Annotated in this window: 22 protein-coding genes and 1 riboswitch; of the genes, 11 read left to right on the top strand and 11 right to left on the bottom strand. The window is 74.5% G+C overall.

The annotated features are described in order from the left end of the window. Window positions 1–11: 11 nt before the first annotated feature. The 4 genes from pknB to thiO all read right to left on the bottom strand — a co-directional run bounded on the left by pknB (window position 12) and on the right by thiO (window position 4061). Window positions 12–1790 carry a Stk1 family PASTA domain-containing Ser/Thr kinase gene (pknB, locus tag ACZ7BZ_RS35060; RefSeq protein ID WP_470361879.1) on the bottom strand — a complete coding sequence of 593 codons (1779 nt, stop codon included), beginning with the start codon at window positions 1788–1790 and terminating at the stop codon, window positions 12–14. Window positions 1791–1878: 88 nt separating this feature from the next. Further along, entirely contained in the window at window positions 1879–2676 is a 798-nt protein-coding gene (locus ACZ7BZ_RS35055) for a thiazole synthase (protein ID WP_380458834.1), read from the bottom strand. A gap of 3 nt (window positions 2677–2679) precedes the next feature. Beyond that, window positions 2680–2889 carry a sulfur carrier protein ThiS gene (gene thiS / locus ACZ7BZ_RS35050; protein WP_465747419.1) on the bottom strand — a complete coding sequence of 70 codons (210 nt, stop codon included), beginning with the start codon at window positions 2887–2889 and terminating at the stop codon, window positions 2680–2682. Further along, window positions 2886–4061, bottom strand: a complete 1176-nt coding sequence (thiO, locus tag ACZ7BZ_RS35045) for a glycine oxidase ThiO (protein ID WP_470361878.1) — start codon at window positions 4059–4061, stop codon at window positions 2886–2888. The genes thiS and thiO overlap by 4 nt, the downstream gene beginning before the upstream one ends. 3 nt (window positions 4062–4064) lie before the next feature. Continuing rightward, window positions 4065–4177: riboswitch (TPP riboswitch) on the bottom strand. Window positions 4178–4268: 91 nt separating this feature from the next. On the opposite strand from thiO, the gene ACZ7BZ_RS35040 reads away from it, so the two are divergent. The 3 genes from ACZ7BZ_RS35040 to thiE are packed head-to-tail and all read left to right on the top strand — an operon-like array spanning window position 4269 to window position 6529. Further along, window positions 4269–5468: an NAD(P)/FAD-dependent oxidoreductase gene (locus tag ACZ7BZ_RS35040; RefSeq protein WP_470361877.1), complete on the top strand. Its 1200-nt coding sequence runs from the start codon at window positions 4269–4271 to the stop codon at window positions 5466–5468. A 42-nt stretch (window positions 5469–5510) separates the two neighbouring features. Next, a complete protein-coding gene (locus ACZ7BZ_RS35035; protein WP_375893249.1) occupies window positions 5511–5876 on the top strand; it encodes an Rv2175c family DNA-binding protein in 366 nt (121 codons plus the stop codon). Continuing rightward, a complete protein-coding gene (gene thiE / locus ACZ7BZ_RS35030) occupies window positions 5876–6529 on the top strand; it encodes a thiamine phosphate synthase (RefSeq protein ID WP_380458827.1) in 654 nt (217 codons plus the stop codon). Before ACZ7BZ_RS35035 ends, thiE begins: the two co-directional genes overlap by 1 nt. A 21-nt stretch (window positions 6530–6550) precedes the next feature. Here the strand turns inward: thiE and ACZ7BZ_RS35025 are convergent, their stop codons facing one another. After that, entirely contained in the window at window positions 6551–7657 is a 1107-nt protein-coding gene (locus tag ACZ7BZ_RS35025) for a polyprenyl synthetase family protein (protein ID WP_470361876.1), read from the bottom strand. 185 nt (window positions 7658–7842) lie between these two features. Here ACZ7BZ_RS35025 and metF point away from each other — a divergent pair, with 185 nt between their 5' ends. Continuing rightward, entirely contained in the window at window positions 7843–8757 is a 915-nt protein-coding gene (gene metF, locus ACZ7BZ_RS35020) for a methylenetetrahydrofolate reductase [NAD(P)H] (RefSeq protein ID WP_470361875.1), read from the top strand. 165 nt (window positions 8758–8922) lie between these two features. Then, on the top strand, window positions 8923–9810 hold the full coding sequence (locus ACZ7BZ_RS35015) for a hypothetical protein (RefSeq protein WP_470361874.1): 888 nt from the start codon (window positions 8923–8925) through the stop codon (window positions 9808–9810). 16 nt (window positions 9811–9826) lie between these two features. Here the strand turns inward: ACZ7BZ_RS35015 and ACZ7BZ_RS35010 are convergent, their stop codons facing one another. Beyond that, window positions 9827–11320, bottom strand: a complete 1494-nt coding sequence (locus ACZ7BZ_RS35010; protein WP_470361873.1) for a phytoene desaturase family protein — start codon at window positions 11318–11320, stop codon at window positions 9827–9829. An 11-nt stretch (window positions 11321–11331) separates the two neighbouring features. Further along, window positions 11332–11946, bottom strand: coding sequence for a DUF4126 domain-containing protein (locus tag ACZ7BZ_RS35005; RefSeq protein ID WP_470361872.1), 615 nt, complete (start codon window positions 11944–11946; stop codon window positions 11332–11334). A gap of 582 nt (window positions 11947–12528) precedes the next feature. On the opposite strand from ACZ7BZ_RS35005, the gene ACZ7BZ_RS35000 reads away from it, so the two are divergent. From ACZ7BZ_RS35000 to ACZ7BZ_RS34990, 3 genes are all read left to right on the top strand, one after another. Next, window positions 12529–13074 carry an SAV_6107 family HEPN domain-containing protein gene (locus ACZ7BZ_RS35000; protein ID WP_470361871.1) on the top strand — a complete coding sequence of 182 codons (546 nt, stop codon included), beginning with the start codon at window positions 12529–12531 and terminating at the stop codon, window positions 13072–13074. Window positions 13075–13279: 205 nt separating this feature from the next. Further along, window positions 13280–14032: a methyltransferase domain-containing protein gene (locus ACZ7BZ_RS34995; protein WP_470361870.1), complete on the top strand. Its 753-nt coding sequence runs from the start codon at window positions 13280–13282 to the stop codon at window positions 14030–14032. Between the two features lie 410 nt (window positions 14033–14442). Further along, window positions 14443–14832, top strand: a complete 390-nt coding sequence (locus ACZ7BZ_RS34990; protein ID WP_380458813.1) for a DUF3040 domain-containing protein — start codon at window positions 14443–14445, stop codon at window positions 14830–14832. Window positions 14833–14922: 90 nt separating this feature from the next. Here ACZ7BZ_RS34990 and ACZ7BZ_RS34985 read toward each other — a convergent pair whose 3' ends face one another. The 4 genes from ACZ7BZ_RS34985 to ACZ7BZ_RS34970 form a co-directional block, all read right to left on the bottom strand. After that, window positions 14923–17361, bottom strand: coding sequence for a transglutaminase TgpA family protein (locus tag ACZ7BZ_RS34985; protein ID WP_470361869.1), 2439 nt, complete (start codon window positions 17359–17361; stop codon window positions 14923–14925). Next, on the bottom strand, window positions 17358–18680 hold the full coding sequence (locus tag ACZ7BZ_RS34980) for a DUF58 domain-containing protein (protein WP_470361868.1): 1323 nt from the start codon (window positions 18678–18680) through the stop codon (window positions 17358–17360). The genes ACZ7BZ_RS34985 and ACZ7BZ_RS34980 overlap by 4 nt, the downstream gene beginning before the upstream one ends. Before the next feature lies 1 nt (window position 18681). Continuing rightward, a complete protein-coding gene (locus tag ACZ7BZ_RS34975; protein WP_380462126.1) occupies window positions 18682–19638 on the bottom strand; it encodes an AAA family ATPase in 957 nt (318 codons plus the stop codon). A gap of 348 nt (window positions 19639–19986) precedes the next feature. Beyond that, complete coding sequence (locus ACZ7BZ_RS34970) at window positions 19987–20529, bottom strand: beta-class carbonic anhydrase (RefSeq protein ID WP_380462112.1); 543 nt, start codon at window positions 20527–20529, stop codon at window positions 19987–19989. Window positions 20530–21105: 576 nt separating this feature from the next. Here ACZ7BZ_RS34970 and rsmH point away from each other — a divergent pair. The 3 genes from rsmH (at window position 21106) to ACZ7BZ_RS34955 (ending at window position 24986) form a co-directional block, all read left to right on the top strand. Beyond that, window positions 21106–22080 carry a 16S rRNA (cytosine(1402)-N(4))-methyltransferase RsmH gene (gene rsmH / locus ACZ7BZ_RS34965; RefSeq protein ID WP_470361867.1) on the top strand — a complete coding sequence of 325 codons (975 nt, stop codon included), beginning with the start codon at window positions 21106–21108 and terminating at the stop codon, window positions 22078–22080. Between the two features lie 132 nt (window positions 22081–22212). After that, entirely contained in the window at window positions 22213–22740 is a 528-nt protein-coding gene (ftsL, locus tag ACZ7BZ_RS34960; RefSeq protein ID WP_470361866.1) for a cell division protein FtsL, read from the top strand. Beyond that, complete coding sequence (locus tag ACZ7BZ_RS34955; protein ID WP_470361865.1) at window positions 22737–24986, top strand: peptidoglycan D,D-transpeptidase FtsI family protein; 2250 nt, start codon at window positions 22737–22739, stop codon at window positions 24984–24986. Before ftsL ends, ACZ7BZ_RS34955 begins: the two co-directional genes overlap by 4 nt. Window positions 24987–24992: the final 6 nt, after the last annotated feature.

Below are 24992 nucleotides of genomic sequence, written 5' to 3'. Positions count from 1 at the left end.
CCCGGACCCGCTTAGAACAGCGAGAAGTTGACCGTTACCACGGACTTCTGCGGGCGCCGCTCGCCGGCCGCCGGGGACTGGCTGCTCACCTTGCCCATGCCGAGCGTCCAGTCGGTGGAGGCCTTCATGGTGAAGCCCGCCGCCTGCAGCGCCCGCTGGGCGTCGTCCCGGCCCATCCCGCTGACGTCCGGGACCGGCACCATCCCCTTGCTGACCACCAGCGAGACCGCGGCGTTCTCCTGCAGCATCTGCCCGGCGCCCGGCGAGCTGCTGATCACCGAGCCCTCCGGCACGGAGTCGTTGTAGGTCTGGGTCACCCCGCCCCTGGTCAGCTGGGCGCCGGCCAGCGCGGCGGCCGCGTCGTCCGCGCTCTTGCCGGTCAGGTCCGGCACCGCGATCCGCTTGGGGCCCTTGGAGAGGGTGACCGTCACCGCGTCGCTCTTGCGGGTGCGCGCCCCCACCCCGGGATCGGTGGAGATCACCTGCCCGGCCGGGACGGACTCGCTGAACACCTCGACGAACCTGCCGTGCATGCCCGCCCGGTCCAGCACCCGCTGCGCCTCGGACCGGTCCTTGCCGAGCACGCCCGGCACCGAGCCGTACAGCCCCTCGGAGATCCCGTACGTGACACCGCCCACTGCCAGCACCAGGGCGGTCAGCGCGGCCGTCCAGATCATCGGCTTACGCGGGAGGCGGCGCAGCCGGCTCGGCCGGCGGGGCCGGACCGGGGTCGGCTCGTCGTACGGGCGGGGCTCGACCAGTAGCTGCTCCATCAGCTCCGCCGGGACCTCCAGCACGCTGGTGGGCTCCGGCGCCGGGGCGTCGGCGGGCCGGGGGAGCGGCTGGATCACCGAGGTCGGTTCGCTGGTGGGGTAGCGCGGGCCGGTCCGGGTGGAGGCCGGTGGCTCGGCGTCCAGCTCGGTCGGGGTGAGCGTGCGGCGGACCCGCTGGAGAGCGGCGAGCAGCTCCACCGCGTCGTACGGCCGGGCGTCGGCGGCGCGGGCGCAGGCGCCGGCCACTATGGCGTCCAGCGCCGGGGGGACGGTCGGGGCGGTCAGCGAGGGGGCGGGGACGTCCTCGTGCAGGTGCTTGTACATGACCTGGACGGGGTTGTCGCCGGTGTGCGGGCGGCGGCCGGTGAGCATCTCGTAGAGCAGGATGCCGGCCGCGTAGACGTCGACCCGCTGGTCGGTGGGGGCGTCCGGGAGGATCTGCTCGGGGGCCAGGTAGGAGACCGTGCCCATGACGGTGCCCCCGATGGCGGTGCTGGTCGAGGTGGGCGCGCCGTCGGCGGTGCCGAGGACCCGGACCAGGCCGAAGTCGGCGACCTTGACCAGGCCGCTCTCGGTGATCAGCACGTTCTCCGGCTTGACGTCCCGGTGGACCAGCCCGGCCCGGTGGGCGGCGCCGAGGGCGGCGAGCACCGGCTCCAGCACGTCCAGCGCGGCCCGTACGGAGAGCGCGCCGCGGTCGCGCAGCAGGTCGCGCAGGGTGCGGCCGGGGACGTACTCCATGGCGAGGAAAACGTTTCCGCCGTCCGCGCCCTGGTCGAAGACGTTGACCACGTTGGGGTGGGTGAGCTTGGCGATCGCCTTGGCCTCGCGGATGAAGCGGGCGGTGAAGCCCTCGTCCCCGGCCAGCTGGGGGTGCATCACCTTGAGGGCGACCACCCGGTCCAGCCGGGTGTCGGTGCCCTTGTACACGGTGGACATCCCGCCGGTGGCGATGCGCTGCTCGACCCGGTACCGGTTGTCGAGCAGGGCGCCGATCAGCGGGTCGTGCAATGCCATGTCCACCCGGGGGAGTCTAGTGGGGCGGGCGGAGACCGGTCCCGGCGGACACCGCCACCGGGACCGGCTTGTGACATGCGCGACGGGTTCAGAAGGCCGGCCGCTCCCGGGAGTCCAGGTCGGCCCGGCCGGCCATCGCGGAGGAGGCCTCGGCGTGGAAGCGGCGCGGGATGCGGCCGGCCCGGTGGGCGAGCCGACCCGCCTCGGCGGCGTGCCGCATCGCCTCGGCCATCAGCACCGGGTCCTGAGCCCGGGTCACCGCGGAGGCGAGCATCACCGCCGAGCAGCCCAGCTCCATCGCCAGTGCCACGTCGGAGGCCGTCCCGGCGCCGGCGTCCAGGATCACCGGGACGCCGGCGCCCTCCACGATCAGCTGGAAGTTGTGCGGGTTGCGGATGCCCAGGCCGGAGCCGATCGGCGAGCCCAGCGGCATGATCGCCGCACAGCCGACGTCCTCCAGCTTGCGGGCCAGCACCGGGTCGTCATTGGTGTACGGGAGCACCGTGAAGCCGTCGTCGACGAGCGTCTCGGCGGCGTCCAGCAGCTCGATCGGGTCGGGCAGCAGGGTGCGTTCGTCGGCGATCACCTCCAGCTTCACCCAGTCGGTGCCGAGCGCCTCGCGGGCCAGCCGGGCGGTCAGCACGGCCTCGCCGGCGGTGAAGCAGCCGGCCGTGTTGGGCAGCACCCGGATGCCGTTGCGGGTCAGCACGTCCAGGACGGAGCCCTGGGTGGTGGCGTCCACCCGGCGCATGGCCACGGTGGTCAGCTCGGTGCCGGAGGCGAGCAGGGCGCGCTCCAGGACCTCCAGGCTCGGCGCGCCGCCGGTGCCCATGATCAGCCGGGAGGAGAAGGTCGCCCCGGCGATGGTGAGAAGGTCGTCGGCCATGGCTCAGCCTCCCTGGACGGCGGTGAGGATCTCGACCCGGTCGCCGCTGTCCAGCGTCGTCCCGGACCACGAACTGCGCGGCACCACGGCCTCGTTGAGGGCGGCGGCGACACCGGTGTTGGCGGCGCTGACGGTGGCCACCAGCTCGGCGAGGGTGGTCGTGGCGGGCACCTCGCGGGGCTCGCCGTTGACGGTCAGAGCGATCTCGGTCATGCGGAGGCCTTCATCAGGGGGGATGCGGAGGAGAACCGGGTGGGTGTGAACGGCCTTGCCAGCTCTGGGACTTCGCCGGTCGCCAGGTAGTCGGCGAGCAGGTCGGCGGTGACCGGGGCGAGCAGTACGCCGTTGCGGTAGTGGCCGGTGGCGGCGACCAGTCCGGGCAGCGAGGTCGGGCCCAGCAGCGGGGCGTTGTCCGGCGAGCCCGGGCGCAGCCCGGCGGAGGTCTCCACCAGCGGGAGCTCGGTGATGCCTGGGACCAACTCGTGGGCATCACGCAGGAGTTCGTACACCCCGCCAGCGGTCACCGTGGTGTCGTAGCCCTGTTCCTCGGTGGTCGCGCCGATCACCAGCTCGCCGTTCTCCCGCGGCACCAGGTACAGGTGCTGACCGCGCACCACCGCGCGGACGTTGCGGGACAGGAACGGCCGGTAGGCGTCCGGGACGTGCAGCCGGACGATCTGCCCCTTCACCGGGCGCACCGCGGGCAGCACCCCCTCGGGCAACCCGGGCAGCCGGTGGCTGTGCGGGCCGGCGGCGAGGACGACCTGCTCGGCGTGCAGGGTCTCCCCGGAGCCCAGCCGGGCGCCGACCGCGCGGCCGCCCTCCACCAGCAGCTCGACGGCCTCGCCCCGGTGCAGCCGGACCCCGGCCCGCTCACCGGCGGCGACCAGGGCTGTGAGCAGCCGGCGCGGGTCCACCTGGTGGTCGTCCGCGGCGTGCAGTCCGCCGCGCACGCCGGGCGCGAGCATCGGCTCCAGCCGGCGGGCCTCCCGGCCGGTCAGCCAGCTGGAGTCCAGGCCCAGCCGCTGGTGGAAGGCGTGCAGTTCACGCAGTTCCTCGCGGTCGTCGGAGTCCAGCGCGACGGCGATGGTGCCGCACCGCCGGTAGCCGGTGTCGAGGCCGCCGCTGGCCTCGGTGAGCTCGGCGGCGAAGCCCTCGTACCGCTGGTTGGAGGCCGTCCCGAGGCGCAGCAGCGGCTCCTCGCCGTACTGCACCTCGGTGACCGGGGCGAGCATCCCGGCGGCCACCCCGGCCGCGCCCCCGCCGTGGGCGGGATCGACCACGACCACGTCCCGCAGCCCGCGCTGGGCGGCGCGCCAGGCCACGGCGAGGCCGATGATGCCCCCGCCGATCACCAGCACGTCCGCGCGGCTGCCTGCTGGCAAGCGTGACAAAGCTGCTCTTCTCCCTTCGCCGGTATGACCCGGATCAGGTTCGGACGGTCGCGGGCCGTGCCAGCCCGCCTCTCAGCCCGGTACGCCGGGCTCCCGTGTGGTGCGTCCACCTTAACGCCGGGGGTCGGCCCGGCCGAAGGGCCGTACGAAGGGTGGACGGCCCCGGGCGGCAGTGCGGTGCTGAGTACAGTGACGGGCGTGGCAGAGCTGAGCGGAACGGATCAGGTGGTTGTCGTCGTCGGGGCCGGGCTGGCCGGGGCGCAGTGCGCCCTGAAGCTGCGGGAGGGCGGCTGGCGCGGTCGGATCCTGCTGGTGGGCGAGGAGCCGCACGGGCCGTACGACCGGCCGCCGCTCTCCAAGGACGTGCTGCTCGGCAAGGCCGACGCCACCACCCTGGACATCGACTACGACGGGCTCGGCATCGAGCTGCTCACCGGCCGCCGCGCCACCGGCCTCACCCCGGGCGTGCTGCACACCGACGGCGGTGACCTCCGGTACGACTCGCTGGTGATCGCCACCGGCGCCGTCCCGCGCGCCCTGCCCGGCGCCGAGCGCGCCCACCTGCTGCACACCCTGGACGACGCGCTGGCGCTGCGCGCGCTGCTGCGCCCGGGGCTGCGGCTGGTGCTGGTCGGCGCCGGCTGGATCGGCGCCGAGGTGGCCACCTCGGCCCGGCAGGCCGGCTGCGAGGTCACCGTGGTCGAGGCCGGTCCCGCGCCGGTGCCGGGCGCCCTGCCGACCGAGGTCGGTTCGGCGATGGCCGCCTGGTACGCCGAGGCCGGGGTGGAGCTGCGCTGCGGGGTCGGCGTGGCCGCCGTGGAGCCGGGGGCGGTGCTGCTGGCGGACGGCTCCCACCTGCCCGCCGACGAGGTGGTGGTCGGTGTCGGCGCCCGGCCCGCGACCGGCTGGCTGGCCGGCTCGGACGTCGAGCTGGACGCCTCCGGCGCGGTCGTGGTGGACGGGCGGCTGCGCACCGGTCTGCCCGGGGTGTTCGCGGCCGGGGACTGCGTCAGCTACCCGTCGGCCCGCTCCGGCGCCCGGCTGGTCGTCCAGCACTGGGACCACGCGCTGCAGTCCGGCGGGGCGGCGGCCGCCGCCGTGCTCGGGGCGGAGGAGCCGTACGACCCGGTGCCGTACTTCTGGTCCGAGCAGTTCGGGCGGATGGTCCAGTACGCCGGTCGGCACGCCGGGGGCGACGAACTGCTCTGGCGCGGCGGCCCCCAGGACGCCGGCTGGACGGTGCTGTGGCTGCGCGACGGGGTGCCGAGCGCGCTGCTGGCGGTGGACCGGCCGCGCGACCTCACCCAGGGCCGGAAGCTGATCGAGCGCGGCGCGGTGCTGGACCGCGCCCTCGCCGCGGACCCCTCGGTACCGCTGAAGTCGGCGGTCGCGGGGTAGCGGCTGGTGCGCGGCGGGCCGCGGAGGTGGCAGTCTGGTGGCGTGAGTGAGATCGAAAGCAAGATTGAAGCCCTGGTCACCGAGTGGGTGTACCTGCCCGACATCTCGGAGCAGTGGGGGGTCCGGGTCACCGAAGTGCGTGACCTGGTCAAGAACGGCGGCCTGATCGCCGTCCGGCGCGGCCCGAACAAGTCGCTGCAGGTCCCGGCGGCGTTCATCGACGGCCAGGGGCTGGTCAAGCACCTGTCCGGCACCCTGACCGTCCTGCGGGACTGCGGGTACAACGACGTGGAGATCCTGGAGTGGCTCTTCACCGAGGACCCGTCGCTGCCCGGCAGCCCGATCCAGGCGCTGCGGGAGAACCGCGGCACCGAGGTCAAGCGCCGCGCCCAGGCGATGCTGATCTGATGGCTGCGGACACGCTGCGCGCCCGCCTGGCCGACGCCCGGCTCTACCTGTGCACCGACGCCCGGCGCGAGCAGGGCGACCTGGCCGAGTTCCTGGACGCGGCCCTGGCCGGCGGGGTGGACATCGTCCAGCTCCGCGACAAGGGACTGGAGGCCAAGCAGGAGCTGGCGGCCCTGGAGGTCTTCGCCGACGCCTGCCGCCGCCACGGCAAGCTGCTGGCCGTCAACGACCGCGCCGACGTCGCCCACGCGGCCCGGCCGGACGTACTGCACCTCGGCCAGGACGACCTGCCGGTGCCGGCCGCCCGGGCGATCCTCGGCGAGGACGTGCTGATCGGGCGGTCCTGCCACGCCGAGTCCGAGGTGGACGCGGCGGTCGCCGAGCCGGGCGTGGACTACTTCTGCACCGGCCCGGTCTGGCCGACCCCGACCAAGCCGGGCCGGTACGCGCCGGGCCTGGGCCTGGTCTCCTACGCGGCCGGGCGGGCCACCGACCGGCCGTGGTTCGCGATCGGCGGGATCGACCTCGGCAACCTGGACGAGGTGCTGGCCGCCGGCGCCCGCCGGATCGTCGTGGTCCGGGCCATCACCGCGGCCGAGGACCCGCGGGCGGCCGCCGCCGAGCTCGCCCGCCGGGTGCGCCTGGCAGTGTGACCGCCGGGCCGCCGCCGTCCCTCAGTACTTGCGGACGGTGGCGGCCTCGGCCAGCGCCAGCAGCACCGTACGGGCCCGCTCGTCGGCCAGCGGCGCCGCCGCCAGCGCGGCCAGCGACTGCCCCATCAGCTCCTCGATCCGGGCCTCCACCAGCTCGGGCGCGCCGCTGCGGGCGACCAGCCCGCTCAGCTCGGCGACCTCCTCGGCGGCCAGGTCCGGCGCGCCCAGCCGGGCGTCCAGGTGCCGGGCGTCCGCCTGCGGCAGGGCGCGCATCGCGTGGGCGACCAGCAGGGTGCGCTTGCCCTCGCGCAGGTCGTCCCCGGCGGGCTTGCCGGTGACGGCCGGATCCCCGAAGACGCCGAGCAGGTCGTCCCGCAGCTGGAAGGCCTCGCCCAGCGGCAGTCCGAACGCGCCGAGCGCCTCGACCAGCTCCGGCCCGGCCCCGGCCAGCAGTGCGCCGACCTGCAGCGGCCGCTCGATGGTGTACTTCGCCGACTTGTAGTGCAGGACGGTCCGCGCCCGCTCCAGCGCGCCCTCGTCGGCGGAGTCGCCGGCCACCGGCTCCAGCACGTCCAGGTACTGGCCGAGCATGACCTCGGTGCGCATCAGGTCGAACCTCGGCTTGGCGGCCAGCACGGCGGCCGGGTCCAGGCCCGAGCGCAGGAACAGCTCGTCGCACCAGATCAGCAGCAGGTCGCCGAGCAGCACCGCGGCCGAGGCGCCGTACTGCTCGCGGTCGCCGCGCCAGCCGCTCTCCCGGTGCAGCGCCTCGAAGCGGCGGTGCACCGAGGGCAGGCCGCGGCGGGTGTCGCTGCGGTCCATCAGGTCGTCGTGCACCAGGGCGCTGGCCTGCAGCAGCTCCAGGGCGGCCGCGGCGTTGGCGATCCCCTCGCCGGCGGCGGGCCCGCCCGCGGCGCGCCAGCCCCAGTAGCAGAAGGCCGGGCGCAGCCGCTTGCCGCCGTCCAGCAGGAAGTCGCGCAGGGCGTCGGCGGCGGGCACCAGCTGCGGCGAGATCGTGCCGAGCAGTGCGGACTGGCCGTCCATGAACGCGGCGAGGGCCGCGTTGACGCGGGTGCGGACGTCCTCCACGTCCATGGGGTTGGCCGGCCGGTTGCTGGACGAGGTCACGATGAGGCTCCGCTGGTTCGCTGGGGTGCAGCAAGCGTAGCGGGGCAGCGGGGAACGGCCGTGCGAGCGGGGTGCGGCCGGGGTGCGCGGGGCGGGCGGGAGGGAAGCGGAGGCCCGTCCACTACTTGTCCCGAATCGTGGAATCGAGTTGTCCGGCCCCGTCGGGGCCCCGATAACCTGCCAACATGGCACTCGGCATCGCTTCCACGAGACCGGACCGCGCGCTCACGGTCCGCGAACTCCTGGCGGCCGGAAAGCGCTCCTTCTCCTTCGAGTTCATGCCGCCGCGCACCGAGGCCGGTGAGCAGAAGCTCTGGGACGCCATCCGGCGGCTCGAACCGCTGGACCCGAACTTCGTCTGCATGACGTACGGCGCCGGTGGCTCCTCGCGCGAGCGCACCGTCAACATCGTCGGTCGGATCGCCACCGAGACCACGCTCACCCCGGTCGCCCACCTGACCGCGGTGGACCACTCGATCGCCGAACTGCGCAACATCATCGGCCAGTACGCCGACCAGGGCGTGCGCAACGTCCTCGCCGTCCGGGGCGACCCGCCCGGCGACCCGATGGGCGAGTGGGTCCGTCACCCGGACGGCGTCACCTACGCGTACGAGCTGGTGGAGCTGATCAAGGGCATCGGCGACTTCTGCGTCGGCGTGGCGGCCTCGCCGAACATGCACCCGCGCTCGACCGACTGGGACGAGGACATCCGGCACTTCATCGCCAAGGTGCGCTCCGGCGCCGACTACGCGATCACCCAGATGTTCTTCGAGGTGGACGACTACCTGCGGTTCCGCGACCGGGTCACCGCCGCGGGCTGCGAGACGCCGATCATCCCGGAGATCATGCCGGTCACCAACGCCAAGCAGCTGGAGCGCTTCCCCCAGCTCAGCGGCTCGGCCTTCCCGGTCGACCTGGAGGACCGGCTGCGGGCGGTCATCGACGACCCGGCGGCACTGCGCGCGGTCGGCATGGAGCACGCCACCGCGATGGCCGAGCGGCTGCTCGCCGAGGGCGCGCCCGGCCTGCACTTCATCACGCTCAACCACTCGACGGCGACCCTGGAGATCTACCAGAACCTGGGGCTGCACCAGCGCTGACCACAGCTGTTCAGGAGCCCGTCACCCGTCCCCGGTGGCGGGCCCGGTCGTGTGCGGCCGGTGCCGTCGACGGCGGGAACGCGATGCGGTACCCCGGCCGTTGAACCGGTACAGTCGCCGCACACGCGCGGCGCGCGCGGGCACGCGACTGGAGGTAGCGGGCGGATGGGCATCGGATACCTGCTGCTGTACGTCGCGTTGGCGGTGGTGGCGCTCTGGCTGGTCGCCGAGGTGCTGCTGCAGAACCGGGCGCCGGTGCACTGGCGGGCGCTGGCCCTGGCCGGATTCCTCGGCGTGGCCGTCGGGATGAGCCTCGGCTCGGTCCTGGTGATCGGCGCCGGAGCGGGCCTGTTCGCGGTCGGCCAGGTCTTCGTCACCCTCTCGGTCAAGCGCGGCTACCAGAACGGCTGGTCCCTGCGGAAGGCCGACGGCAGCCTGCCCGGCCCGCTCGCCAAGGTGCCGCTGCTCGGCGCCCTGACCGGCGGTGCGGCGGTCGCGGCCGTCGCGGCGGCGGAGCGGAAGCGGGTCGGCGAGGTCAGCGCGGTCGAGGAGACCCCGGTCCCGTCCCCGGACACGGCCCGGGACAGCGCCCCGGCGCCGGTCGCCGAGGAGCTCCCGGAGGTCGAGCAGACCGCCGCCTTCGAGATGCGGGAACTGGCCCAGGACGGCGTCTACGCCCCCTCGTACTACGAGCAGCCGCAGGTCCAGCAGCAGCCGCAGGACCCTTACGCCCCGGCCTACCAGCCCGGCTACGACCAGCAGCAGTGGCAGACCCAGCAGCAGCCCGCCTACGCCTACGACCAGCAGTCCTACGGTGGCTACCCGCAACAGCAGCCGGACCCGTACGGCGGCTACCAGCAGCCCCAGGACCCGTACCAGGGCTACCCGCAGCAGCACCAGCAGGCCTGGGACCCGAACGCCCAGCAGCACCAGCAGCACGACCAGCAGCAGTGGCAGCCCCAGCCGGACCAACACGGCCAGGGCATCCCGCAGCAGCCGGCGTACGACCAGAACTACGGCTACCAGCAGCAGAACACCTGGCACCAGGGCTGACCGGCCGGCCCCGCCCTCACGCCGGGCCGATCAGGTTGGCGGCGATGCAGGCGGACATGCCGACGCGGGAGAGGCCGCCGCCGGGGTGGGCGTTGCCGCCGATCAGGTAGAGCCCGGGCACGGGGGACTCGTTGGCGGCCTTCAGCCACCGGCCCGCGGACCCGGCCAGGACCGGGAGGGCGACCGCGCCGCCGAGGGCGCCGGTCTCCCGGCGGGTGTCCTCCGGGGTGCGCACGACCCGCCACCGGAGCCGCTCGCGCAGGCCCAGGCCGGCCGCGTCGACATGGGCGAGCAGCTGGTCGGCGTAGTGGTCGGCGACGCCGGGGGCGGTCCAGTCGAACTCGCCCTGGGCCGGGACGGTCGCGGTCAGCACCACGCTCTCGTGGGCGTCGTCGGGGCGCAGTGCCGGGTCGTCCGGGCGGAGCACCTGGACGGTGGGGCGCGCGCAGGGCGGCGCCGAGAAGGTCAGGGCGTTCTCCTCGGCGGCCGGGTCCACCGCGTGCACCACCGTCCGGTGCGCGGTGCCCTCCGGACGGCGGCCGCGCAGGGCCAGCAGCACGCTGAACCGGCCGGGCACCCCCCGGGACTCCCAGTGCTCGGCCGGCAGTCCGGGCCACTCGGCGAGGCCGTGGCGGTACAGGGCGCCGGCGTCCATCGCGGAGACCACCAGATCGGCGTCGACCCGGCCGTCCGCCGTCTCCACCCCGCACGCCCGGCCGTCCGCCACGACCACCCGGGTGACCGGGGTGTCGAAGCGGAACTCGACCCCGCGCAGCTCGCAGCGCCGGTACACGGCCTCGGCCAGGGCCCGCAGGCCGCCCCGGACGTACCAGACGCCGAAGGACTGCTCCATGTACGGCAGCACGGTGGCCCCGGCCGGTGCCCGGCCGGGGACGAAGCCGTACCGGAGGGCGGCCTCGGCCAGCAGGGCGGTCAGCCCGGGGTGGCCGCCGAGCTCGCGCGCGGCCACGTCCCGGAGGGTCCACGGCCGGGGGCGGCGCAGCCGGGCCAGTCCGGTGGGCGCCGGGGCCGGGTACGGGTCGGTGCCCAGGAAGGCCCGGTCGTCCGGGAGCGGCTCCTCCAGCAGTGGGCGGCGGGTGGCCTCCCAGACCGTCCGGCCGTGGTTCATCACCGCACTCCAGCGGGCGCCGGAGCCCGCGCCGAAGGCGGCGTCCAGGGCCTGGCTGACCCCGCCGCGCGAGGCGTTGGGCAGGGTGACGGCGGTGCCGTCGGGGAACAGGTGCCGGCTCTCCGGGTCCACCGGCGCCAGCTCCACCAGCTGTTCCAGCGGCTCCTTGCCGGTCTTCAGCGCGAGGTCGCGGTAGACGGCCGGCAGCGGGAGCAGGCCGGGCCCGGTGTCGAAGGCGAAGCCGTCGCGCTCGTACCGGCCGACCATGCCGCCGTACGTGCCGCCCGCCTCGCAGACCGTCACCCGGTGGCCGATGGTCGCCAGCCGGGAGGCCGCCGCGAGCCCGCTCATTCCTGCGCCGATGATGACGATCCGTGCCATGGCACCAGATCCTAGGACCGACCTGCGTACGCTCCGGCCGCGGCCCTGGTGGCCCTGCGTTCGCGGCGGCGGGCCCGGAAGGCGCGGACCTTGCTGACCGCCAGCCGGACCAGCAGCAGGCCGGTCAGCAACAGGGCGGCGGCGATCGAGGCGGCCAGCCAGGGGTGGAAGATCGCCAGGGTGACCAGGCCGGCCACCGAGATGTCCTCCGCAAGGCTGACCACGATGTTGCTGAACGGTTCGGGCGAGGTGTTGACGGCCATCCGCAGCGAGGCCTTCACCAGGTGGGTGACCAGCGCCGTGGTGCCACCCATCGCCCCGGCCGCGACCTCGCTCAGCGAGCCCGGGTCGTTGCTCGCGATCAGCACCCCGACGACGGCGCCGGCGATCGGCCGGATCACGGTGTGCACGGCGTCCCAGACGGTGTCCACGTACGGGATCTTGTCGGCCACCGCCTCCAGCAGGAACAGCACGGCCGCCGCGATCAGCACATCGGTGCGCTCCAGCGCGTGCGGCACCGACTCCGCCCCGGCGAACCGGCCCAGCAGACCGAGCAGCAGCACCACCGCATACGCGTTGATGCCGCTGGCCAGACCGCTGGTGAAGATCAGCGGCAGGACCGTCATCGCGTCCCCCTCCTCGCCATCCCGGGTCTCCCGACCCGGGCCGGGACCGCCCCGGTCCCGCCGTACCGTACCCGGAGCCGGGACGCCACGGGCCACCGCCGTGGTTCCGGGCCCGGCCGGCCGGGCCGACTGAGTACGGGTACTCAGATCCCCGGTTGAGTACGTCAGCGGATGGCCTCCGACCTGCCGGGACGGGAGAGTAGTGGCACCCGGGAGGACGGCGCGTCGGGCGCCGGCCGCCCGGGTGGCGGATCCGTCCGCTCCCCGGCCGGGAGGGCCAGGGGGTGGTGGCTCGGGATCCGCGTCGGGCGCCGGTCACGGGCCCCGCACCGCCGACACGGGGCGGCGGAGCGGGCCGGGGGGAGACCGGTCTCCGAACGGGGGAAACGGGGGAACGGGGGGAGTTCGCACCGCCGCCCGGTGGGGGTTGGGCGGAGCGACGGCAGACGGCGGCGGCGCGGATCGGGGGACCGTGTCCGCCGCCGGTACGCCCGTTCCCGGGGCCTGATTGTCAGTGGCGCCGTTCACGATGGAGGAGCACGGACCACCCGGTCCGCGCGCTGCCTCGGAACGGGGGAGACCATGACCATCAGCCACCCTGAGCCCGTCACCGCCCGCCTCCACCCCGCCGCCCTGCCGCACGCCCCCGGCCCCGCCGGGCGGGACGTGCACCCCGTGTCGCGCCGGACGGCCGCGCCGCCCGCCGCCCTCGACCTGCTCGCCGATGCCCACCGCACGCTGGCCCGCGCCCGCGCGCTGGAGGACCCGCTGGAGCGCTACGCCACCGCCCACCTCGCTGCGCTGCGCACGGTGGCGGCCGTGCTGGCCGTCCGCGGCCGGCCGGAGAAGAACCCGCGCCGGCGCAAGGCCATCCGCAGCGCCTGGGAGGTACTGCCCGAGGTGGCCCCCGAACTGGCCGAATGGGCGCTCTACTACGGGGCCGGCGCCCGCCGCCGGGCCGCTGCCGAGGCCGGGATCCGGGGCGCCGCCTCGGCCCGCGACGCCGACGACCTGATCCGCAACTCCGCCCTGTTCCTGCGCCTGGTCCAGCGGCTGCTCGGCCTGCGCCCGGCCCCGCCCGCCCCGCGGCTGCCGCTCGACACCGACGAGCCCGGGGACAGGCCCTAAGACCGACCGGCACATGGTGGGCGGCGTCGCGGCGCCCGGGTGTCGCCCGGACTGCGTTGTCGTCGGTCGCCGCAGCTCCGCTGCTACTCCCTCCTCCGCCTCGCCAGGCTCGGCCCGGACGCCGCTCCTTGCGCCGCCCACCATGTGCCGGTCGGTCTAAGGTGGAGGCATCCTGATCGATCTGCACGTGCCGAGGAGTCCCGCCTTGTACCCGACGCGTCCCCGCAGCGCCCTGCGTACCGCCGTGGTCTGGGAGGTGGTGCGGGCCGCCCTGGAGAAGCGGGTGGCCGAGTTGGACCAGCCGGTGCTCGACGTGGTCGACACCGGCGGCGGCACCGGTAACTTCGCCGTGCCGGTGGCCAAGCTCGGCCACCGGGTCACCGTGGTCGACCCGAGCCCCGACGCGCTGTTCGCGCTGGAGCGCCGGGCCGCCGAGGCCGGGGTGACGGACCTGGTCCGGGCCGTCCAGGGGGACACCCAGACGCTGCCCGAGCTGGTCGCCCCCGGCACCGTGGACGCGGTGCTCTGCCACGGCGTGCTGGAGGTCGTGGACGACCCGGCCGAGTCGCTCGGCAGCCTGGCCGCGACCCTGCGCAAGGGCGGCCTGGTCAGCCTGCTGGCCGCCAACCGCAACGGCGCCGTGCTGGCCCGTGCGCTGGCCGGCCACTTCAACGAGGCCCGCACGGTGCTCTCCGCCGAAGACGGCCGCTGGGGCGAGCAGGACCCGATGCCGCGCCGGTTCACCGGCGAGGAGCTGGGCCGGCTGGCCGAGGGCGCGGGCCTGCGCGTGGAGTCGGTGCACGGCGTACGGGTCTTCGCCGACCTGGTGCCCGGGGTGCTGGTGGACGCCGAGCCGGGCGCGATGGAGGCGCTGCTGAAGCTGGAGGAGGCCGCCGCCGGGCAGCCCGCCTTCCACGCCGTCGCCACCCAGCTGCACCTGCTGGCCACCCTGGCCTGACCCCCGCTGGACCGCCTGCCCGCCCGCCGTACGGTTCGCGCACCGTCCGGCGGTGGTTCGCCCGCCGGACGCCCTCCCCTCACCGGGGTGGGATCGGGAAGTTCCCCAGGTCCTGACCGATTCCACCGGGTCGGGCACTAGTCCGATCCGTCCGGCGTTGAGCCGGGTGCGGTCCCACCCGGTCCAAGTGGCCCGTACCACGCGGCGCAGACCACTCCGCAACGGGTCCACGGACCGTATGATCTGGGTAAAGCCGGAAAGCATGACAGCCGGATGCGTGGGGCATATGGACGACACGGGCCGGGTCCCCCGCACGGGCGTCCGACCGTGTGCCCAAGGCTGATTGGACTGGCCTCCCCGACCGGGGTGGCGGACCGGTCGCACCCGCGACCGACGAGTAGGAGGACTCCGTGCCGCTCTCGGAGCACGAGCAGCGACTGCTCGACCAGATGGAGCGAGCGCTGTATGCCGAAGATCCCAAATTCGCGTCGGCGCTTGAGGGAACCGGGCTGCGCACCTACACCCGTCGGCGGGTCTACCTGGCCGTCGCCGGCTTCGTGGTGGGGATCGGCCTGCTGATGGGCGGCATGGTCGTTCCGGACCAGATCTGGGTCAGCGTCGTCGGTTTCCTGGTGATGCTCGGGTGTGCGGTGTTCGCGGTCACCGGCTGGCGCCGCGGGCCCGCGAGCCAGGGCGCGGGCCCCCGCCAGGCCGCCGCCCCGCGCCGCAAGGCCGGGATGATGGACCGGGTGGAGCAGCGCTGGCAGCGCCGCCGGGACGAGCAGACCGGCGGCTTCTGAGCCGTACCGGCGCACCGACCGCGCCGAGGAACCCAAGACGGGAGCCGGGGCGGGCAGTCGATGAACTGCCCGCCCCGGCTCCCGTGTGTGTCAGGACTCCGGAGTGGACCGCTTGCCGCGGGTGACCACCCGCCGCACCGGGCCGGAGACCGCCTCGGCGGCCCGGCCGGTCCGGGTGGCGGCGCCCGCCCGGGCCGCCCGCAGCGCCTCGGAGATCCGCCACCACAGCTGCGCCGAGGACGGCGGCAGCAGCAGCGCCCGGACCCGGCCGGCCCGGCGGGTGTGGGCCCACAGGGCACGCCGGGCGGTGCGGACGTCGGCGGCCAGCGGGGCGGTGGTGACCTGCCCGGGAGGGGCGTAGAGCACCCGTTCGGTGGCCAGGGCCAGGCGCCCGGCGGCGGCTGCCGCATCCGCGTCCAGGTCCGCCGTCTCGGTGATCCGGCGGGCGGCCGAGCGCGGCGTGCGTGACTCGTCCGGGGGAATTCCGACGTCCCAGGCGGAGTCGACCAGCTCGTCCCAGGCGGCCAGCACCTGGGCGTCTGTGAGCTCGGCCGGACCGTCCCCGCCCGGCCGGCGGCGCCCGCCGCCGCCGAGCCGACGACGGCGCACGGCCGTCCGCCAGAACATCGGTACGAGCAACAGGGCGATCAGTCCGATCACCACGGCCAGGGTGCCGAGCACCTGCCCGGAGAGCAGCCAGGACTCCTCGGCGGCGGTGCTGACGGCCTTGCCCTTGGGGCCGCAGTCGCCCAGCTGGTGCTGCTTGGCGGTGCAGCCGGAGCTGTTGGTCGGCGCCGGGACGGCCGCCGCGCTGGTCGCGGCGGCGGTCGCCTGCTGGCTGGGAGCCGTGGTCGGGGTGCTGGACCCCTCGGTGTAGTGGGTCGGCACGCCCCGGCTCGGGGTCGGCTCGAACCGCGTCCAGCCGTAGCCGGAGAAGTACAGCTCGGGCCAGGCGTGGTACATCCGGCCGCTGACCGAGTAGACGTTGCCGCCCTTGCTGTCACCGGGGGTGAAGCCGACCGCGACCCGGGCCGGGATCTTCAGCACCCGGGCCATCGCGGCCATGGTGGAGGCGAAGTGCACGCAGAAGCCCCGGTGGTCGCGCAGGAAGACCGCGATGGCGTCGCTGCCGGTGCCGCCGTCGACCGAGGTGTCGTACTTGAACTGCGGGCCGGTGAACCAGTTCACCAGGGCCGTCGCCCGGTCGTAGTCGTTGCGGGCGCCGGCGGTGACCGCCTTGGCCTGCTCGGCCACCACGGACGGCAGGTCGGAGGGGATGGCGGTGTAGTGCTCCCGGATGTCCTGCGGGGCGAGCGGCGCGGTGCGCAGCTCGTCGGCGGTGGGGCGCAGGTCCAGCGCGCTGACGGTGTAGTGCAGGCCGCGGATCGCTTTGTCGTTGGTCGGCAGGACGGTGCGGGTCATCGGGTCGAGCTTCCAGTCACCGCGCTTGGGGACCTGGACGGAGGCGGCCGGGTACGGCATCGGCAGCCAGCTCTTCTCCAGCTTGTCGCTGACCTGGAAGTCGCCCTGGATCCGGGGGACGTCGGTGACCCGCAGGCCCTCGGGGGCGGGCATGGTGGCCGGCAGGTCGCTGACCACCGTGCTGCTGAGCTTCCAGTTGGTGCCGTCGAACTGGTCCAGCGAGCCGGTGCGCAGATAGATCTGGTCGGCGAGGTCGCTGTCCAGGGTGTAGGTGAGCAGCTCGGTGTCGGACGGCTTGGTGATCGCCGCCTCCAGGCTGACCAGCGGGTCGAGGCTGGTGGTCACGCTCCCGGCGGTGCCCTTGCCGGACGACCCGCCGGAGCCGGAGTCGAACAGCCCGAGGTCCCAGCGCGGCAGGAAGACCGGCAGCAGCAGCGCCAGGGCCAGCGCCAGCACGCCGACCTGCTGGCCGCCGAGGCTGACCTGGGTGGAGGTCACCGTGCCCCGCGCGCCGCCGCGGAAGACCCGGCCCCAGCGGGAGACCCGGTCCTGGCCCTCGGCGAACAGCAGCACGAGGTAGCCGGCCGCGGCGCAGCCGAACCAGACCCAGCTGCTGTGCTCCCCGGCCAGGCCGTTGCCGATCGAATAGAGCGCCAGCAGCGGCAGCCCGGCCAGTGCCGAGCGCCGGTACGTCACCGCGACGGCGTCCACCAGCACGGCGATCAGGCCGACCGAGGAGACCAGGATCAGCCGCAGGCCGGCGGTCGGCGGCGCCGGGATGGCGTACTGGGTGACGTCGTCGAGGCCGGCCGAGAAGACCCGGCTCAGCACCCGCATCGCGGACGGGCCGGGCAGCACGCCGGCGGTCATCCCGGAGCCGGCGAAGCCGATCAGCATCAGCAGGAGCAGCACCAGCACCTGGGCCACCGGCACCGTCCAGCGGAACAGCGGGGACCGGCGCAGGCCCGCGCCGACCGCCGAGATCACCGCGATCACCAGGAAGGCGTCGGTGAGCCAGCTGCGGGTGGTCAGCAGCGGCAGCATGCACAGCGAGGCGAGGGCGGTGGCCAGCGCCGAGTAGACGGTCAGTTTGGCCCGGGGGGTCACGCGCCGGCCTCTTCTCGGTAGGGGGCGGTGGTCTTGGCGCCGTCGGCGGCCCGCCACAGGTCCGGCACGGAGTCGCCGGCCCGGGCCGGCAGGACCGTCCAGCCCGCCTGGCGCAGCTCCCGGACCCGCTCGCGGAACTCCTCCCCGCCGGTGTCCGGGGCGAGCATCCGCAGACCGGCCCAGGTGCCGGTGTCGAGCAGGAAGGCGACGGCCCCGCCGGTACGGCCGCGCAGCCGGGCCAGCCGGGCGGTCTGCGCCTTGTCCAGGTCGCCGAGGACGGCGACCAGCAGGCCCTCGCCGCCGGCCCGCAGCGGCTCCTCGGCGCGGGAGAGCCCGGCGCCGTCGGACAGGTCGGCGACCGCGAGGGCGTCCAGGATCAGCCCGGAGGTGTCGGCGGCGACGTTGTGCCCGCCGTTGCCGGGCCCGGGCACCCAGTGGCCGGTGTCGGTGAGCAACCGGGTCTGGTAGCCGCGCTCCAGCAGGTGCACGGCGACGGAGGCGGCGCAGCTGACCGCCCATTCGAAGGAGGACGCGGGGCCCATGCCCCGGTGGCCCACCTCGCGGGTGTCCAGCAGGACGGTGGCGCGGGCCTTCTGCGGCTGCTCCTCGCGGCGCACCATCAGCTCGCCGTACCGGGCGGTGGAACGCCAGTGCACCCGGCGCAGGTCGTCGCCGGGCCGGTACTCGCGCAGGATCACGTCGTCGTCGCCGGCCAGCGCCAGCGTGCGGGTGTGGCTCTCGCCCTGGCCGATCCACTCGCCGGTGAGCCGCACCTGCGGCAGCGCCTGCACCTGGGGGACGACGGTGAGCACGTCGGAGGCGGTGAAGGCGCGGTTGACCTCGCACATCCCGAACGGGTCGGACAGCCGCAGCTGCAGCGGCCCGAGCGGGTAGCGGCCGCGCAGGTCGGAGCGGACCCGGTAGGACACCTCGCGGTAGCCGCGCGGCTCGACCCGGTCCAGTACGAAGCGCGGGCGCGGCCCGAGCACGTACGGGACCTGGTCCTCCAGGAGCAGCAGCCCGCTGGGCACCCGGGAGACGTTGTCCACCCGCAGGTGGACCCGGGCCTCCTGGCCGGCGATCGCCCGGTGCGGGCTGAGCCGGCGTCCGCTGGCCACCCGGTAGCGGGTGTTGGCGACCACCGCGGCGGCGGCCAGCGGCAGTGCGGCGAGCAGCACGCCGACCCGCAGCAGCGCGTCCTGGTCGAGCAGGTAGGAGCAGACCACCGCGGTCAGACCGGCGGCGAGGAAGGAGCGGCCCCGGGTGGTGAGGCCGCGCAGGCCGGCCCGCAGTCCGCCCGTCGGGTCGGATGAGGCCACCTCAGCCCCTCCGGACGGCCGGGCCGCCCTGCGGACGCGGCAGCGGCAGCCGGGCGACCAGGTCGGTCACGATCTGCTCGGCGGTGCGGCGGCCGAGCTGGGTCTCGGCGGTCGGCATCAGGCGGTGCGCCAGGACCGGCACGGCCAGGCGCTGGATGTCGTCCGGGGTGACGTAGTCGCGCCCGTCCAGCGCGGCGGCGGCGCGGGCGGCCCGGACCAGGTGCAGGGTGGCGCGCGGCGAGGCGCCCAGCCGCAGCTCGGGGCTGGTGCGGGTGGCGCCGACCAGGTCGACGGCGTAGCGGCGGACCGGATCGGCGATGTGCACGGTGCGGACCAGCTCGACCAGCTTGAGGATGTCCGCGGCGTGCGCGACGGCCTGGAGGTCGTCCAGCGGGTTGGCGCCGGAGTGCACGTCGAGCATCGCGAACTCGGCCTCGGGGCTGGGGTAGCCGATCGAGATCCGGGCCATGAAGCGGTCCCGCTGGGCCTCCGGGAGGGGGTAGGTGCCCTCCATCTCGACCGGGTTCTGGGTGGCCACCACCATGAACGGCGAGGGCAGCTCGTAGCTGGTGCCGTCGATGGTGACCTGACGCTCCTCCATGGACTCCAGCAGTGCGGACTGGGTCTTGGGCGAGGCGCGGTTGATCTCGTCGCCGACCACGATCTGGGCGAAGATCGCGCCCGGGCGGAACTCGAAGTCGTGCCGCTGCTGGTCGTAGATGTTGGTGCCGGTGACGTCCGAGGGCAGCAGGTCCGGGGTGAACTGGATGCGGCGCACGGTGCAGTCGACGGACTTGGCGAGCGCCTTGGCCAGCATGGTCTTGCCGACGCCGGGCACGTCCTCCAGCAGCAGGTGGCCCTCGGCGAGCAGGACGGTCAGGGCGATCCGGATGGCCTCCGGCTTGCCCTCGATCACGCTCTCGATGTTGGTGCGGACCCGGTCCACGACCGCGGCCAGCTCCGGGAGCCCGACCGGACGGTACCCGTTCGCCCGCTGCTCGCCCCCCGCAGGACTGCCGAGACCGGCCTGATCGTTGTAGCTCGTCACCCGTTTACGCTCCCTGGCACGCTGCGCCCGCCCCACCCGAGGCCGGACCCCACCCCATGCTTGACGCGGCCGTCCCGGGGGCGGTTCCGAAGGAGGAGCCGGCGCCGGTGGGCGGCCTGCGGCCCGGCCGCCCCAGGTGGTTCGGGGTCCGACCGGCAGGCGCATTCTCCCCCGTTCGGCGGCCAGAAGTCACCATTCGGCCGCCCCCGAATGCGTGGGCGGGGAGCGGGCGGGCCTCCGGGCGGGCGGGCGCCCGCGCTACCGGATCTCGCGCAGCAGCCCGGTGTGGACGTCGAAGACGAAGCCGCGGACGTCGTCGGTGTGCAGCAGGAACGGGGACGTGCGCACCCGCTGCATGGACTGGCGGACGTCGCTGTCCAGGTCGACGAAGGCTTCCACCGCCCACTGCGGGCGCTGGCCGACCTCCAGCTCCAGCTCGCGGCGGAAGTCCTCGGTGAGGCCGAGCAGGCCGCAGCCGGTGTGGTGGATCAGGGCGATCGAGCGCGTGCCCAGGGCACGCTGACTGATCGTCAGGGACCGGATGGTGTCGTCGGTGACGACGCCGCCGGCGTTGCGGATGACGTGTGCGTCGCCCAGTTCGAGGCCGAGCGCCGCGAACAGGTCGAGCCGGGCGTCCATGCAGGCCACCACGGCGATCTTCTGGACCGGGCGGGCGTCCATGCCGCCGTCCCGGAAAGTCACCGCGTACTCGCGGTTGGAGGTGACGAAGCGGTCGATGATGGTGGGTCCGGCGGAGTCGGCAGCGGCGTTCGGCCTGGGCCGGTCGGGAGTCACTGTCATGGGGGCGACGTTAGTGCGATCCGGGGCTCCGCGGTGGGGTGGAGAGCTACAGAACGCACCGCTGTGATCGAGCGCATAGCGACAACGGGAGGGTTTGTCCGGGCTGGTCCCGGAGTCGTCCCGGCGCGGGTTCCGGAGCCGGGCCCGGGGTGGGTTCGCACCCGGTCGCCCGGTGGGGGCGCGCGGCGCTCGCCGGAGGCCCCCGGCCGGTGCCCCCGCCGAGCTGCCCGGACGGCCGCGACCTGCGGTGATCCGTACCGCCGCCCGGGTGGTGCGCCGGAGCGGACCATTGACTGGAGGGGTCCGCGCGATAGAGTTGCGCCGCGTTGGAGCACACCCGCCGCAGCCCGTCAACCGGGCCGTTCCGGCCGGTGCGCGGCCCGGTCGATGCGGCCCGTGGCCTCCACCCGCTCCGTGTTCACCTGGCGCACCTTCCCCGGCGCCGGGCGTCCACGACCTTCCCCCAGAGCGGGCGGGGACCACGGGCCGCGTCGTCGCGCCGGCAGGCGGTGGGCGAGAATGGTCGGAGCTCCCGGTCGTCGGGCTGCTCCGCACCGAGGAAGGGCGCCACCGCGCATGACCACCAACGAACCGGGTCCCAAGCACGTTCCGGTGATGCTGCAGCGGTGCATGGACGCGCTGGCCCCGGCGATCTCGCGCCCCGGCGCCGTGGTGGTGGACGCCACCCTCGGCCTCGGCGGGCACAGCGAGGCGCTGCTGACCCAGTTCCCCGAGGTGCGGCTGATCGCGGTGGACCGCGACCCGCAGGCGTTGAAGCTGTCCGGCGAGCGGTTGGCCCCCTTCGGCGACCGGGCCACCCTGGTGCACGCGGTGTACGACGAGATCCCCGAGGTGCTGGAGCGCCTGGGCATCGACGAGGTGGACGGCATCCTGTTCGACCTCGGCGTCTCCTCGATGCAGCTGGACGAGGCCGACCGCGGCTTCGCCTACGCCCAGGACGCGCCGCTGGACATGCGGATGGACCAGACCCGGGGGATCAGCGCGGCGGAGGTGCTGAACACCTACGGCCACGGCGACCTGGCCCGGATCCTCAAGGTGTACGGCGAGGAGCGGTTCGCCGGGAAGATCGCCTCGGTCATCCTGCGGGAGCGGGAGAAGGAACCGTTCACCAACAGCGCGCGTCTGGTCGAGTTGGTGCGCAACGCCATCCCGGCGGCGACCCGCCGGACCGGGGGCAACCCCGCCAAGCGGACGTTCCAGGCGCTGCGGATCGAGGTCAACGGCGAGCTGGAGGTCCTGGAGCGGGCGATCCCGGGGGCGCTGGACGTCCTCGCGCTCGGCGGCCGGATGGTCGTGATGTCGTACCAGTCGCTGGAGGACCGGCTGGTGAAGCAGTGCTTCGCCGCCGGCTCGACCAGCACCGCCCCGCCGGGGCTCCCGTTCATCCCGGAGGAGCACCAGCCCTGGCTCAAACTGATCACCCGCGGTGCCGAGCTGGCGACCGAGGCGGAGATCGAGGAGAACCGGCGCGCCGCGCCTGTACGGCTGCGGGTGGCGGAGAGGATCAGGGACCGAAGCAAGCGGGGCTGAGGAACGGCTCCGGCGGGGTCCGAAGGGCGGAGGAGAGCGGTGGGGCCGGTGGCCGGTGAGGTCCGGGCGGGGCGGGGAGGACTGCCCGGGCAGGGCAGGGCGCGGATCACGGTCCGGCCGGGGCGGCGCCCCGTGCGGGGGCGCACCCCGTTCGCGGTGCTCGTGGTGGTGCTGCTGGCGGCGGGGCTGCTCGGGCTGCTGGCGCTGAACACGGCGCTCAACGAGGGCTCCTTCGAGCTGTCCCGGCTGCAGAAGCAGACCACCAAGGCGACCGACGAGCAGCAGAGCCTCCAGCACGAGATCGACCAGAGCTCGGCCCCGGACGCCCTGGCCAAGCGGGCCGCCGAGCTGGGCCTGGTCCCGGCCGGCGGGATGGCCTTCCTGGACGTGCCGAACGGCGGCAAGGTGATCGGCACGCCCGGCCCGGCGCAGGACAGCCCGCCGGTGAAGAAGTCAACGGTCGAGCCGTGGCCGATGAAGGCGTCCCCGGCCCCGGCGCAGCAGAGCGCCGCGCCGAGCACCTCGCCCGGTGCCCAGCCGCCGGCGCAGCCGAGCCCCCAGGCGCCGCCGCCGAGCCCGGCGGCCTCGGCCGGTGACTCGGTGATCCAGCTCAACCCGGTGACGTCCTCGCCGGCCCAGCACGGGGGTGGTACCCGATGACGACGCCTCGTCAGCCGTCAGGCTCCGGTTCGGGCTCCGGTCGGCGCCAGCCGCCGCGGGCCGGGACGGCCCGGCCCGCCACCGGGCGCGGCCAGCCCGCGAAGGGGCAGCCGGCCAACGGCCAGAGCGTCCGCGGCCAGTCCGGGAAGGTCCAGCCCGCCAAGCCCCAGCCGCCGAAGGCGCAGCCGGCGAAGGGCTCGACCGCGCGCGGCCAGTCGGCCAAGGCGCAGCCCGCCAAGGCCGCCGCCGCCCGTACCCCGCGGGCACCGCAGCAGCGCCGTCCGGAGGGCCGTCCGCCGGCCCGCAGCCAGGCGGCGGTGCGGCCGCGTCCGAAGTCCCGGCTGCCCCAGCGCGCCAGGGCGCTGCGGCTGGCGGAGCCGAAGCGCCGGCTGCGGGTGATCACCGTGGCGCTGTCGCTGGTGTTCTCGGTGTTCGCCGGGCGCCTGGTGCAGCTCCAGTTGGTGGACGCCGACGCGCTGGCCGCCGACGCCAACACCAACCGCTACCTGAACATCCCGATCACCGCCGAGCGCGGCTCGATAACGTCCTCCGACGGCGTCGCGCTGGCCGCCACCGTGGACGCGTACGACATCACCGCCGACCCGGCGATGTTCACCCCCGAGGCCACCGGCATCCCGGACGCGCCGGAGCAGGCGGCCGCCCTGCTGTCTCCGATCGTCGGCGTCGCCAAGGAGAAGATCGCCGCCGACCTGCACACCCCCAAGACCCGCTACAAGCGGCTCGCCGCGCAGCAGACCCCGGCCGCCAAGAACCAGATCAGCGACCTCAAGGCGGGCCTGGAGAAGAAGGCCGGCTCGCGTACCTGCCAGGCCCAGAAGAAGCTGCTCGGCAAGCCCGCCGACCAGGGCGGGCGCACCCGGATGGACAACGAGTGCGTCAACCCGCTGGCCGGGGTGTTCAACCGGGAGACCCAGAAGCGGATCTACCCGGCCGAGGGCCTGGCCGCCAACCTGGTCGGCTTCGTCAACGGCGAGGGCGAGGGCGCCGGCGGGCTGGAGCTGCAGTACCAGAAGCAACTGGTCGGCAAGGACGGCCACAGCAGCTACGCCCAGTCGGGCGGGCGGCTGGTGCCCACCGCCGGGGGCTCGATGGACCCGGCGGTGCCCGGCAGCGACATCAAGCTGACCATCAACCGCGACGTCCAGTGGGCCGCCCAGCGGGCGATCACCGACCAGGTGGCCAACTCCGGCGCGGAGAAGGGCTACGTCGTGGTCCAGGACGTGAAGACCGGCCAGGTCATCGCGATGGCCAGCGCGCCCGGCTTCAACCCGAACGACCTGAGCCTCGCCAAGCAGGCCCAGATGGGCAACCCGGCCCTGGTCGACGCCTACGAGCCGGGCAGCACCGCCAAGCTGATGAGCCTGGCCGCCGTCCTCGACTCCGGCAAGGCCAACTGGGACACCAGGGTCACCGTGCCCAACCGGCTGGTCCGGGCCGGGCAGCAGTTCAAGGACGACGTCGAGCACGGCGACTGGTACCTGACCCTGGCCGGGGTGCTCGCCAAGTCCTCCAACATCGGCACCATCGAGGCGGTCGAGACCCTCGGCGACGGCGACCAGCAGAAGGCCAACCAGATCCTGGACGGCTACATGCGCAAGTTCGGCGTGGCCCGGCCGACCGGCCTGAACTTCCCCGGGGAGACCCCGGGGATGCTCAAGAAGCCGGAGGACCTGGTCGCCTCGGAGAAGTACAACATCGCCTTCGGCCAGGGCCCGCTGCAGATGAACGCGCTGCAGGCCACCTCGGTGTACTCGACCATCGCCAACGGCGGGGTGCGGGTGGCGCCGAGCATCGTCCAGGGCATCACCGGGCCGGACGGCAAGTACACCGCGACCCCGCCGGGCGAGCAGAGCCGGGTGGTCAGCGAGCAGACCGCCAAGACCCTCACCTCGATGCTGGAGTCGGTCGTCGACGACGAGCAGGGCACCGGCGGCAAGGCCGCCATCCCCGGTTACCGGGTCGCCGGCAAGACCGGCACCGCCAACCGGGGCGCCGCCGACGGCAAGGGCTATGACGGCTACACCGCCTCCTTCATCGGCTTCGCCCCCGCCGACGCCCCCCGCTACACCGTGTCCTGTACCCTCCAGGGCCCGGTCAACGGGCACTTCGGCGGCCAGCTGTGCGGCCCGGTGTTCAAGCAGGTGATGGAGTTCACCCTGAAGACCATGCAGGTCCCGCCGAGCGGAAGCCAGGCGCCGAACCTGCCCGTCGAGTGGAAGCCGTGAACGAGG

The organism is Kitasatospora sp. NPDC036934 (assembly GCF_055608425.1).
The sequence above is the reverse complement of the archived record's forward strand: the minus strand, read 5'-3'. Positions and strand labels throughout refer to the sequence as shown.

What these genes read in the sequence shown, in the direction of transcription:
- thiE (WP_380458827.1), top strand. Translation starts at nt 5,876, where the DNA reads ATGGCTGCGGACACGCTGCGCGCCCGCCTGGCCGACGCCCGGCTCTAC.
- metF (WP_470361875.1), top strand. Translation starts at nt 7,843, where the DNA reads ATGGCACTCGGCATCGCTTCCACGAGACCGGACCGCGCGCTCACGGTC.
- ACZ7BZ_RS35005 (WP_470361872.1), bottom strand. Translation starts at nt 11,946, where the DNA reads ATGACGGTCCTGCCGCTGATCTTCACCAGCGGTCTGGCCAGCGGCATC.
- ACZ7BZ_RS34970 (WP_380462112.1), bottom strand. Translation starts at nt 20,529, where the DNA reads ATGACAGTGACTCCCGACCGGCCCAGGCCGAACGCCGCTGCCGACTCC.
- ACZ7BZ_RS35015 (WP_470361874.1), top strand. Translation starts at nt 8,923, where the DNA reads ATGGGCATCGGATACCTGCTGCTGTACGTCGCGTTGGCGGTGGTGGCG.
- pknB (WP_470361879.1), bottom strand. Translation starts at nt 1,790, where the DNA reads ATGGCATTGCACGACCCGCTGATCGGCGCCCTGCTCGACAACCGGTAC.
- thiS (WP_465747419.1), bottom strand. Translation starts at nt 2,889, where the DNA reads ATGACCGAGATCGCTCTGACCGTCAACGGCGAGCCCCGCGAGGTGCCC.
- rsmH (WP_470361867.1), top strand. Translation starts at nt 21,106, where the DNA reads ATGACCACCAACGAACCGGGTCCCAAGCACGTTCCGGTGATGCTGCAG.
- ACZ7BZ_RS35000 (WP_470361871.1), top strand. Translation starts at nt 12,529, where the DNA reads ATGACCATCAGCCACCCTGAGCCCGTCACCGCCCGCCTCCACCCCGCC.
- ACZ7BZ_RS35010 (WP_470361873.1), bottom strand. Translation starts at nt 11,320, where the DNA reads ATGGCACGGATCGTCATCATCGGCGCAGGAATGAGCGGGCTCGCGGCG.
- ACZ7BZ_RS35055 (WP_380458834.1), bottom strand. Translation starts at nt 2,676, where the DNA reads ATGGCCGACGACCTTCTCACCATCGCCGGGGCGACCTTCTCCTCCCGG.
- ACZ7BZ_RS34955 (WP_470361865.1), top strand. Translation starts at nt 22,737, where the DNA reads ATGACGACGCCTCGTCAGCCGTCAGGCTCCGGTTCGGGCTCCGGTCGG.